The sequence below is a fragment of the Hymenobacter sp. YC55 genome, from assembly GCF_029433095.1.
Taxonomy (GTDB): domain Bacteria; phylum Bacteroidota; class Bacteroidia; order Cytophagales; family Hymenobacteraceae; genus Hymenobacter.
This window is the reverse complement of sequence record NZ_JARNTX010000015.1, coordinates 1-10,940: the sequence shown is the minus strand read 5'-3', so window position 1 is coordinate 10,940 and position 10,940 is coordinate 1. Positions and strand designations below refer to the sequence as shown.

13 protein-coding genes are annotated in these 10,940 nt (G+C 53.2%); 3 read left to right on the top strand and 10 right to left on the bottom strand.

The window, feature by feature from the left end; all coding sequences use genetic code 11:
- Positions 1–33: 33 nt before the first annotated feature.
- The 4 genes from P1X16_RS31270 to P1X16_RS31255 all read right to left on the bottom strand — a co-directional run bounded on the left by P1X16_RS31270 (position 34) and on the right by P1X16_RS31255 (position 2,842).
- Positions 34–579: a hypothetical protein gene (locus P1X16_RS31270; RefSeq protein ID WP_277236725.1), complete on the bottom strand. Its 546-nt coding sequence runs from the start codon at positions 577–579 to the stop codon at positions 34–36.
- A 32-nt stretch (positions 580–611) separates the two neighbouring features.
- Positions 612–1,559 (bottom strand): relaxase/mobilization nuclease domain-containing protein, encoded by a 948-nt coding sequence (locus P1X16_RS31265; protein WP_277236724.1) that lies wholly within the window; start codon positions 1,557–1,559, stop codon positions 612–614.
- Positions 1,556–1,948 carry a plasmid mobilization relaxosome protein MobC gene (mobC, locus tag P1X16_RS31260; protein ID WP_277236723.1) on the bottom strand — a complete coding sequence of 131 codons (393 nt, stop codon included), beginning with the start codon at positions 1,946–1,948 and terminating at the stop codon, positions 1,556–1,558. The genes P1X16_RS31265 and mobC overlap by 4 nt, the downstream gene beginning before the upstream one ends.
- A gap of 624 nt (positions 1,949–2,572) precedes the next feature.
- Positions 2,573–2,842: a hypothetical protein gene (locus P1X16_RS31255; protein WP_089334493.1), complete on the bottom strand. Its 270-nt coding sequence runs from the start codon at positions 2,840–2,842 to the stop codon at positions 2,573–2,575.
- 509 nt (positions 2,843–3,351) lie between these two features.
- Here P1X16_RS31255 and P1X16_RS31250 point away from each other — a divergent pair.
- Complete coding sequence (locus tag P1X16_RS31250) at positions 3,352–4,245, top strand: replication initiation protein (protein WP_089334494.1); 894 nt, start codon at positions 3,352–3,354, stop codon at positions 4,243–4,245.
- 4 nt (positions 4,246–4,249) lie between these two features.
- On the opposite strand, the gene P1X16_RS31245 is transcribed toward P1X16_RS31250, so the two are convergent.
- The 6 genes from P1X16_RS31245 to P1X16_RS31220 form a co-directional block, all read right to left on the bottom strand.
- Positions 4,250–4,798 carry a helix-turn-helix domain-containing protein gene (locus P1X16_RS31245; RefSeq protein WP_089334495.1) on the bottom strand — a complete coding sequence of 183 codons (549 nt, stop codon included), beginning with the start codon at positions 4,796–4,798 and terminating at the stop codon, positions 4,250–4,252.
- A gap of 563 nt (positions 4,799–5,361) precedes the next feature.
- Entirely contained in the window at positions 5,362–5,691 is a 330-nt protein-coding gene (locus P1X16_RS31240) for a type II toxin-antitoxin system PemK/MazF family toxin (protein WP_089334496.1), read from the bottom strand.
- Complete coding sequence (locus P1X16_RS31235) at positions 5,679–5,936, bottom strand: AbrB/MazE/SpoVT family DNA-binding domain-containing protein (protein ID WP_089334497.1); 258 nt, start codon at positions 5,934–5,936, stop codon at positions 5,679–5,681. The genes P1X16_RS31240 and P1X16_RS31235 overlap by 13 nt, the downstream gene beginning before the upstream one ends.
- 198 nt (positions 5,937–6,134) lie before the next feature.
- Complete coding sequence (locus tag P1X16_RS31230) at positions 6,135–6,488, bottom strand: hypothetical protein (protein WP_143437265.1); 354 nt, start codon at positions 6,486–6,488, stop codon at positions 6,135–6,137.
- A gap of 894 nt (positions 6,489–7,382) precedes the next feature.
- Positions 7,383–7,664 (bottom strand): hypothetical protein, encoded by a 282-nt coding sequence (locus P1X16_RS31225; RefSeq protein ID WP_089334500.1) that lies wholly within the window; start codon positions 7,662–7,664, stop codon positions 7,383–7,385.
- A gap of 133 nt (positions 7,665–7,797) precedes the next feature.
- Positions 7,798–8,523: a recombinase family protein gene (locus P1X16_RS31220; protein ID WP_245855418.1), complete on the bottom strand. Its 726-nt coding sequence runs from the start codon at positions 8,521–8,523 to the stop codon at positions 7,798–7,800.
- Positions 8,524–8,909: 386 nt separating this feature from the next.
- Between P1X16_RS31220 and P1X16_RS31215 the strand changes: the two genes are divergently transcribed.
- Together P1X16_RS31215 and P1X16_RS31210 are read left to right on the top strand one after the other, a co-directional pair.
- On the top strand, positions 8,910–10,226 hold the full coding sequence (locus tag P1X16_RS31215) for a C10 family peptidase (RefSeq protein ID WP_277236718.1): 1,317 nt from the start codon (positions 8,910–8,912) through the stop codon (positions 10,224–10,226).
- A 3-nt stretch (positions 10,227–10,229) separates the two neighbouring features.
- Entirely contained in the window at positions 10,230–10,709 is a 480-nt protein-coding gene (locus tag P1X16_RS31210) for a hypothetical protein (RefSeq protein ID WP_277236716.1), read from the top strand.
- Positions 10,710–10,940 lie beyond the last annotated feature (231 nt).

Below are 10,940 nucleotides of genomic sequence, written 5' to 3'. Positions count from 1 at the left end.
CGAGTAAGTAAGAGAGGCCCTGTGTATACAACCCTACTTCTTTGGCTGGTGGAAGAGTTTACGGGTCAGCGCGGGGTTGGCCTTATTCAGCCGCAAATACCCCGACACCAGCCAATCACTGTTCCTTCGTTCTTGGGCTAACGAATCCCGGTAGGCCACTGCCATATTGGTCACCTGCTGGGCCACCTTGTCCCGGTCCGCCTTGGCCTGCCAGGCCTGCACCGTGGCCACCGTCAGCCCCAGCACGAGCACCACGACGCCCAACAAGAGCCGCCAGTCCGTAAACCCCCATACCTGGCCTACGACGGGCACACTCTGGGGAATCCGGTTCACCACCTGCTCCAACCGCTGGGCACCCGTGGCCAGTGTTGTTTCGATCTTTTCCGGGCTCGTCAGGTGGGGTTGTATCTGTTGGGCCACTCCCTCATAGTTGATCGTGAAGCGTGTGCCCTGCTTGGCCTCCTGCAGCAGCTGCGCTACCTGCGCCTGGCTTACCGGCTGCCCCTGTTCCTGCACCCGTTTAGTTAGCGCTTCAATCCCCTTCCGGATGGCCGTGATATCTTCAAAAAGCTCTTGCATAAGTTGTTACTAATAAAACAGATACGATTACGTCATTCGCCGATGCCCAGCCCCCGGTTTCTCTCCTGACCCGGGGTGCGTTCGGGCTGCTGCCGTTCTTTGGCCTGGGCGTACTCGGCCGCCAGCTTGGCCAGCGCGTAGTCCTGGCCCACCTGCTGCCACGCTTGGGCCGGGTCCTGGCCTAGCTCCCGGGCCTTGGCAAAGCCCGTTTCCAGATTGCCGGCGCTGTACTCGCGGCCCACCTGGCTACCCTTCACCCGGTGCCCGTCCTGCGCGAACACCACCCCGGCCGGGATCCCGTCCTTGCGCCGCGTCAGTTCCAGCTCGATGCCTCGCGGGCGCAGCGCCTCGCGCAGCTCGTCAAAGCTGCGGGCCTGGCCGGCTGTGTAGCTCAGGGCACGGCCAATGTCCTGCCGGGCGCGGCTCCACTCGGCCGACTGTTCCTCTTTCGGGGTCGTGGCCTTCGCCTGGGCCGGGGTCGGGCCGATTTCGCGGGCCTGCTTGCGGCCCACCTGGTCGGCCACTATCAGCCCGTACGCCTGCTCGATGCCCTTGCACACGTCCACGCTCCGGGAGCGAATAAACTGGTCACTCACCGTCTGCCCGTCCAAATCCACCCGGTTCACCACCAGGTGCAGGTGCGGGTGGGTCTTGTCCTGGTGCCGCACCACGGCCCATTGCGTGTTCTCCGGGTCTATTTTTAGCCCCTTTAGGTAGTCCTGGGCAATGCGGCCCATCACCTCGTTGGTCACCTTCTCCTTTTCCTCGACCGGAAAGGCCAGCGCGACGTGCAGCACCGCCTTGCCCAACGTGGGCCGCATGGCCCGCACCGCGTCGAAGTCCGCCGCCATGTGCTCGGCGCTGTCCGTGCGCACCCCGTGCGCGGCCAGCACCTCCGCTCCCTTGTCCGGGGTCTTCTCCTGCAGCACGTACCGGCACATCGCCCCAAAGGACTGGTTGACCTTCACCTTGCCAATCATGACGCCTCGCCCGTCAGCCGCTTCAACAAGTGGTGCATCTGCCCCAGCACCGTCGTGGCGCCGGTGCGCTGGTCCTGCCCTAGGTGGGCCAGCTTGGTGAGCTGGTTCAGGTTCGCCGCCATGCCGGCCAGCTGCGCTAGCTGCCGGGCTTCCTCGGGCGTCGGTGGGGCCTGCAGTTTCGTGGCCGTGTTCTGTTTCCGCCATACCGACCGCAGCACCTCACCCTGGCTCAGCTGGTACCGCTCGGCCTCGCGGGTTAGGCGCTCGTGCTCCGCATCCGTGAGCCGGACGCTGACGACGTGGCGCTGTTTCTCGGCCAGCGGGCCGGCCTTTCGGCCTCCCTTTCGGGGGCGGTGGGGAGTAGAATTAGGGGCTGCTAAGTCTGCCATAGTGGGGTCCCCGAAGGGGCAAGTGTAGTGAGCCCGGAGGGCGAACGGGTTTTGGGGATTGCGCGAAGCGCGATTCACAAAACACATCTTGCGAACAACGCCAGAACGACCCCGCCCGCGCCTCAAGGTATGTATTTCTTCCCGACTGCCCACTCCTACCGCTACTAGAATTTATGTACTGCTAGCTTGGGGTGAGCAGTTGACGAGAGCTGTAGGGTTTGTGGTTGACACGTTTCGCAACGGTCCCTCTATCTTCGCCCCACTTGCACGGTAAGTCACCCAGCCGGCTTTGTCTGAAAAGACGAAGTCCCGGCTGCTGTAACAACCGGGACTTCAGGAAGTGGGTGGATCAAGCACCCTTACTCCCAAGCGAAAATGGGTAAACGTGCAAAGGCGAAACCAGCTGGTCAGACTAGTTGGTTCCGCATCTCCCTCGAGCTGCTCAAGGCAGCCCTGGGGGGAGCAGTTCGAGCCGTGATAAGTCACTGGCTCGGGCATCCGTAGGATGACGGCGATCTGGGTTTCGGCCCGGGTCGCCGTTTGTATCTGTACGGGCACTGGTAGTTTTCGGACAACGCAAATATAGCCCCTTTACGGCATTCGCACTAGCGCTGGAGTCTCTGCCTATCCGGAAGACCGTTCGATGCGCACAGCGGTGCAGGAAGGGCATCGGGCATGCAGCTGAGCAATGGCCTCGGGTAGCACCGGGTTGGTGGCAATGGGTCCTTGGTAAAGCGCCAGGCTCCAGGCATTACCCGAGCCGACGGTAGCCTGCAGGAACTCCCGGGCCTTGGCCTTCGTGAAGGCCTCGTCGCTGTAGGGCTCGATCTGGTAGAATTTCACCAGCACGGTGCCCAGGGGAGTATTCTTCAAGCGGAAAGTATGGTCAGCCATGGCACAAAGTACGCGTTGCGGGGTGAAAACCACTACAAAAGCCCATTCGGCGAGGCGTAGACGGTACAATTAAGTATTTGACTGTCAAGGGTTTAATGCCAATTTGTGCCGCGCCCAGTGGCGAAGGGCTTCGTGTTCGCTTTGCTTGTTTCCTTGTTGACGTGCTGCTTTCGATGAATGGGTACTGCCCTTCTAAAAGCCCCTCACCCACACGTTCAAATATTTGTGACAATTCTTTTTCAATACTTGTTATTTGAGGCGCTTGCAACTCATTGAATTACAGATATTTGGAGCACCTAAAGTTGTAAAAAAGTCGGAATAGGTTGTAAAAAAGTCGGTGAAAGTTGTAAAAAAGTCTGTGGATAAGCAGTTGAAAGTTGTAAAAAAGTCGGTGTGAGATGAATTGAAGTTGTAAAAAAGTCGGTGAAAGTTGCACAAGCATAGTTGCACTACACTTTAACAATACAACTTTTATTGTTAGGTTTGATCCTCAACTATTTATTAGTAGCATGAATCCAGTAACTCTCTGGCAGGATAACGCTCTCACTATTGCCCGTTATGAGATGACGGCTTTGGAGAAAAACATCTTATACATGGTAATGGCTAGCATCCGCAAGGATGATCCGGTAACTACCGTTTACCAAGTGTCGGCCAAAGAATTGATGGCTTTAACTGGGGAGGAAGTAAAGGTTTCCGATATGCAACGGGCTACGAAAAAGCTCATCACGCGCTATTTTGAAACGACCCTGTCTAATGGCGATTTCCTACAGGCTACGTTTGTGGCCTCAGCTCTTTACCGCAAAGGCCAAGGGATCATTGAGCTAGAGCTGAGCCAGAAGGTACGGCCGCTGTATGTGGAACTGAAGGATCGTTTCACTACTCTGCAGCTACACACAGCACTGACCCTGAACAGCAAGTATGCTAAACGCCTGTACGAGCTGTTTTCGATGTACAAGAACCTGCCGGATAAGACCTTCTGCATTGACGTACAGGAACTGAAGCAGCGCCTAGACCTTATCGATGCCAAAACGGGTAAGGACCGCTACGAGAAATGGACTCATTTCAAGAAAGCAGCGCTTGATCCAGCGGAAAAAGAGATCAATGGCAAGGCCGACTTGTCTTTCAGCTACCAACCTATCAAACGAGGCCGTAGCGTGGCTCAAATCGAATTTACGATACGATACCAGCCTAACACACCAATCGTAGCCTACGAGGGCCCGAATGCAGCAGTATTTGGGCGCTTGACGACGCACCTCGGCTTACGCCAGGACCAAGCGCATAAAGTACTCAGTCTGCATCCGCTTGACGGCATCAACAGGCACCTGCACAAGATTCAGCTAAGAATGCTTAACAATGAGCTAGAGAATGTAGGAGCTTATACCGCTAAGATCTTCGGCGTATAGATCCCTACTTGCCGAACATACGTTGCCAAAAAGTCTTTTTTGGCTGTTCCAATATGGGTTCTACTTGGGATGCTTCGCTTGGCTCTGGTAATCGTTTCTGCAACTCCCCTAGCTGCTCATTCTGACGCAGTATAAGCTCCTCAATGTGGCCTATCCGCTGACTATTCACCTGACTAGTCAGCGCGTTTAGCACATCATTCTGTTCCAGTAGCCGGTGCTGCAACTTCTGAATAGTTTGATCTCGCTCAGCAAGTGCGGCCTGCAATCGCACAATCTCCTCTACTTGATCAGGAACTACTAGAGCAGGCAATTGTGGCTCTGGTATATCCGATACTGGTAACTGTCCTGCTGATACAACAGGAGTATACTGTTCCGTAAGAAACTGCAGACTGACTAGATAGGCGTTTCCCTTTGCGGTTTTCTCCGTCCGCACGTGACTAGTCAGCCCATGCTGTTTGACTAGTCGCCGAATCGTCTGTTCAGAACGGCCAAATTGCTTGGCTGCCTCTTTGATCGTCAGAAATTCGTGGGTAGTCAGCGGGGTAGGCTCCATAGTAGGATGAGTAGTCAGAGCCAGCAAACTACGCCTCTATTCGCTAAAACCCTATTTTACATCGTGGACACTGATTAGTCACCGTTACTTATTATTGACTAGTCACTCGCTCACTCCGACTAATCAGACCACAGCAACTAAAACAGGTTGACTAGTCAAGCCAACAAGTATGACTAGTCATTCATGCGTTGCTTGACTAGTCATATCGCACCTATATACTAATGAGCGCGTTATCGATCACACAAGCGTTTCATTTTTACCTACTTTACCTACCTTCTTTTCCTTCACAGCCCAATGCCGACTCTCGTATTGAAGCCAACCGATGCGCAGGACGTTAAACTGCTGCTCAGCCTAGCTCATCGCTTGAGAGTAGAAATCTCGCTCGTGCCCACCCCTGACCCGACGCAACTGGAATCCCGCTTTTTGCCTTGGCGGGTAGTTGGCAATCCAAAGAAACAGGGGAGGAGCTGAATGCCCAGCTGCAGGCAGCGCGTTTGTCTAACCGCGGGGAGGAGAGCTTATAAGTCATAGGCGCGGCCAAAGCATCTAACAGGACCTAATTATTAGTGAAACATCTCTTGCAGCCGGTCACAGACGTCCTGCGCCGTAGCGGTAGGCACTACTCCTAAGCGGCGTACCAGGCGGGTTTTGTCCACGGAGCGGATATGGTCGAGTGCTACCTGACCCTCCTTGCCCTGGAAGGTGCAGTCCACTCGGGAAGGATAGTCGCGCCGGGTGCTGGTCAGCGCGGCAATGGTGACCGTGCGCAGGTAGCGGTTCATCTCGTCGGGAGAGAGCACCACGCAGGGGCGGGTCTTGTTGATTTCGCTGCCCTGGGTCGGGTCCAGGTTCACCAGCCACACCTCGAAGCGCTGCACCGCTACCACTGCCATTCGGTATCCTCAAAGTCGTCAGCAAATCCCTCCAGCAGCTCACCCTCCGGGGCCTGGCCCTGAGCCAGGGCGTGCTGGAAGCGCTCGTCCCAGCCCTGACGGCGAGGCTTTACCACGGGCGTGATGAGCAGGCCCTCGGGCGTGGGCTGCAGGTCCACTTCGCCGGTGAGGTGGTACTGCTGCAGTAACTTCTTGGGCAGCACAATCCCCTGGGAATTGCCTACCCGAATCAGGCGCGTGTTCATAACAGCAAATGTACGTACAATGTAAGTACATTTGCTCGCTGCTGTTGGTTTCACTTGCTAGAAAACAGCCATCTTGGTACCGATAAATCTTCGCTTATCGGTACTAAGTTTTGGGCCCGAAATGCCGGCTCCAGTAAACATAAATCCACTTATCAGACAAAACTACTTACGAGATGGCCTCGTGCTACTATCCCATTCTTAGTACGAGGAGACTTTGCAGTGCTTGTTTACATAGTGCACAAACGCATTGGCAAAGCGGCGGGAGCGTTCTCGTTCGGCCCAATTTATTTCGGTGATGGTATCGTGGGTCTGCATATCCACTTTAAACACGCGATAATTATGAGAGCGTTTAACCAGTTCGCCTTCACAAATAAGTTGAGCAGTTCGCTGATTCACAACTTGATCGGCTGTGTGCGGGTTGTTATCCTGAAGGCAAGCACAGAATGCCGCACCTGCCACCTGCCCATCTTCCATGTTTTGGCACCCTACGACCAGCATGGTTATGGCTGCCAGTGGAAGAAGCGTTCGTGGGATAGGACAGCGGATGGCCATGGGGAAATTGCGGAGAGAAAGTAAAGGATGTTAGTATTTAGAACAGCACTTTACATGTTGTTTTCTAAGGCGGCCTGTCGTTTCAAACTAGACAAAAACAAGAGCTAAAACTTGCGGTTTCTTGATTTGAATATCAGAATATTCGCTAAACATAATGTATGTTCTCGGACCCAACTCGGAAAAGTGACGGTTTTACTCTTTGCCGCCCTGACTTCCAGTTGTGGTACTTTGCTGGGGGAACGAGCCCTACTGTCAACGATTTAAAAAAGGAGGTGTTTATGTTTCTTTGCGGGTATGCCCACTAACTATGTTGCCGTCGGGGCCGTTTGCTTGGCTGGAATTGGCTTAGCGGTCCGTGAACTTTGGAAATGGCGAACTACCCAGCACCTAGGGCAGCAGGGCCTTTCTGCAGCGGCCACCATCCTCGCGGTACAAACCGTCGCTCAACCCAAGGGCGGACCCGTACAGCGGTTGGAAGTCGTCTACCGTACCCACTCCGGCACGCAGTATCGACGCTGGCTTGTGGCAGAGAACAATGCGTCTGAAGAGGAGTATGTGGTCGGGGATGAAGTGGCAATCTGTTATGACGCCCGGCACCCGGACCACTGCGTACTCGAGTCCATTCTAACTGCGCCGTGGTGGGAATCCCCCCTTTACCGGGGGATACTTTTGCTGGGGATTTTCGGCTATTTTCTGTGGCAGGCAGTGTTACACTTGCGCACGTGATGCCCCTTTATAGGGACTGATAAGTGGAGTTTATCAGGGCGGGAGTGCTGGGCTCGATTGAAACGCCTGAGCAGGAACGGGTAGGCTCCGAGCAGCGCCCAGCTGCACCGGCAGTATCACACGGCTGCCCACGTTTCTGGGATGCTCCTGATCTAGATGGAAACCCGACTAGTCTGCTTCTCGCACGAGGGCCACTAACTGTCCGTGGCCGACAATGTGCCCGGGGTGCCCGAAGTAAAAGGTGGTGTGCACGTAACGTTCCGATATTCGGTCGTCCGGGTCGAGGATTACCACCTGTACGCGGACGGGCGCATACGAATCGGCGACGTGCTGAAATTCACACGGCATGCAGTACTCCGGGGTATCCTCCGCCCACACCGATGTGCGGAGTCCGGGGCGTAGCCGGACCTCTGGAAGCGAGCAAGTAAAGTCAAACTCGAGGTCCTTCATGCCAAGGTCAGTTAGGGGTGAAAGGTAAGACGAGCCGGGCAAGAGATGGGTGTTCTACCACGTCTTTGAGCAACGGCAGCTTCAAGCTCAAGAATCAGGACTGATAAGCCGATATTAGCAGGCCCTATCGCCCCTAACCGTAGTGTTGCTCAGCGGGTGGTCGTGGGATGCCGTTTGCCCGCTCATAGAGGCGCTGCACCTGCTTCTGGTTGAACGTGCCTCCTCGGCTGGCCTGAAACCCGGCGGCATTCAGCTCCCGCGCTATTTGGCTGAAGCTAGTACCCTGTCCCCGGCGGGCGAGAATAAGCGCCGTGGCCTTCCGGTTGTGGTCGTTTTCCGCCGCGTTGCGCTGCCGTACTTCCAGCCCCTGCCGCCGCACGTACTCCGTTAGATTCTCCGGCCTCCCCAACTTCACTCCCTTCGTTTTCAAGACCCCCAGGGCGGCTTTGGTGCGACCGGAAATAAGCTTGCGTTCCTGCTCGGCCAGGGCCGCCATAATGTGCAGCGTGAACGGGGTGGCCTCGGGTAAGTCGCAGGCCACGAAGTTGACGCCCGTCTCCATCAGCGTCGCAATAAAGGCCACGTTCCGGCTTAGGCGGTCCAGCTTGGCAATGATGAGCATGGCCCCTTCCTTCTTGGCATAGGCAATGGCCCCGAGCAGCTGCGGGCGCCGGTTCTTCTTCCCCGACTCAATTTCCGTGTACTCGGCCAGCAGCGGGGCCTCCTTTACGTAGGCCAGGACGGTGGTGCGCTGCGCCGCCAGGCCCAGCCCGGACTGTCCTTGCTGGCTGGTCGATACCCGGTAATAGGCCACGTACTGCATTGCTTCCTGGTTGCGGTTGAGCAGGAAGGTAGCCACAAGTAGTCATTTTACAAACGGTCGTTGCTAAAATGACTTAGTCCCGGGCTAGGCCTAGGCAACTGCTGGTTGAACATAAGGTAGCTTATACCCGGCCTCCTGGAATAAGTACGCTTCCCTTCCCCACCGCCCCGACTCGCCAAATGTGGTACTTTACCAAGGAGCTATCCCACAATGCCTGCTGCCTAAGGCCAGATAACCGGCTGAGAAATATTGTTCCGCTTCTTTGGTGGTTGTTCGTAGTACGTTGCTAACTTTAAGCTACTTATCCTGCTCTGCCTTCGCGGCTCTCTATCATTACCTATTGCTTGTGTTTTTCGTGCCGCACGCTCTTCAGAGTTCGTGCCCCATTATCTCGCTACGACGCTGCGCGAAAGAGAATTACTGTGCCCCATTCACTCTTTAGTCAGTTATATGCTCCATCCATTCTCGCTTTCGGCTCGGTACTTCACCTTGCTTACTACGGTCTATTCAGTCTTGTTCTGGCATCATGTCAACAAGATAAGGTAGCTGACCTTCCTAGTCCTATCACCACTAGCAACTATGCACACTTACAGGCCGACTCTATGTTTGTCCCTGTAAATGAAGCAAGTGTTATTGCGGAGAATGCTTTTACCAAAGGAGCAATTTCACTTGGCACTGGCCTGTTTACCAGCGATAGGAATGTAGAATCCAAAACCGCTCATAAGCCGAAGAAAAAGAAGATTCGTTCACAAAAAACTGTAGAAGAGGAAGGAAGCCCTGCTTTCTACATCTTCAATTATGAAGAAGGCGGGTGGTCTATTATAGCAGCTGACTACCGCTTAATGCCCGTTCTCGCATATGCAGAAACCGGTTCCTTTAATGGCGAAGCTGCGCCAGCTGGATTAAGGAAGTGGGAGGATGGCATCAAGACAATTACCCATGACGTGCGATTAAGCAAGCTCCGGCCTAGTAAGACAACTGAGCATACATGGAAACGCTTGAAGGGCGATGTTACTGCTACCATAGTCCCACCAGAAGATCCAGATCCAGTAGATTATACTTACACAGTGGGTCCCCTCTTAACTACTACGTGGGACCAAGGTGTAGGCTACAATTATTTTTGCCCCCCTGTTACGGGCGGCCCAGATGGAAAAGCTTGGACCGGCTGTGTGCCTACTGCAATGGCTCAGGTCATGCGTTATTACCAATATCCTAGTTCCTATAGTTGGGGGGCTATGGCAAATGAAATTACTTTCAGTGGGCCTAATGAGGTAGCTCGATTGATGGCAGATATCTTTAGCGCATCACAGCTTCATATCATTGAAGAAAATAAATATGATCAGAATGGCACAGGCGCTAGCAGTGGCGACATTAGTGAAACATTTAAAAATAGCACATTTCAATATCACTCATCTAACCGTCAGTCCTATAATTATGCCTCTGTTAAATCAGAACTTCAATATGCACACCCTGTTATTTTAGATGGATGTAATGATAAAACAGTTACGTTTTTCTTCCCTAGATATACAAATTGTCATGCGTGGGTTTGTGATGGTTATCAGGAATCCACTTACAATGGAAATGGCTATCTTTTCTTTCACATGAATTGGGGATGGGGTAGTGGCACTGATGGAAAGATTGGATGGTACAGTTATAATAACTGGCAAATTACTTTTTCCAACGGAACAACGCGTAACTATCAGAATGACAATGACATGATTGTCAACATCAGACCCTAAAAAATGAAAGTAATTAATAAAATTCTTCTTACCTGCACTTTACTGATGAGTGCCCTTTCCTGTCAAAAGAATGACCCCAAGCCATATGTGCGAGATTTACCGTCCAAGTTTCGATTTGCCATAGTAGATAATACAGGACAGCCACTGTTGACTAAATCTGACCAAAAAGTGGTGCTTTCTTTCACGCAAAACGGACAGAACAAAGAGGTCACAGGCTATCAGTTGATTGCACTACCGACTGATAATCCCCTAAAAGGGTACATCTATTCCTCTCTGGATGCCGCTATGTTCAGTGGCGACAATGGCATTAGAGAGTTCTACGTGAATATAAATGGCAGAACAGACACCATTTATTTAGAGGTTGAAAAATCTAAGACTGCTAATGCTGCTGGTGGTCTATACACCTACCGCCATGTTAAATTTAACGGGCAAGAAATAGTTGAACAGACCGATATTAGCAGCTACGTATTTAAGCAACAGTAAATAACGGTCTCAAAAGAATACTCTAATAATGTTCATTTGGGACCAGTTCCAACAATAATAATCCCATTTCATCATACACAGGGCCTCTCTTACTTACTCGAGCACGAGTAAGTAAGAGAGGCCCTGTGTATACAACCCTACTTCTTTGGCTGGTGGAAGAGTTTACGGGTCAGCGCGGGGTTGGCCTTATTCAGCCGCAAATACCCCGACACCAGCCAATCACTGTTCCTT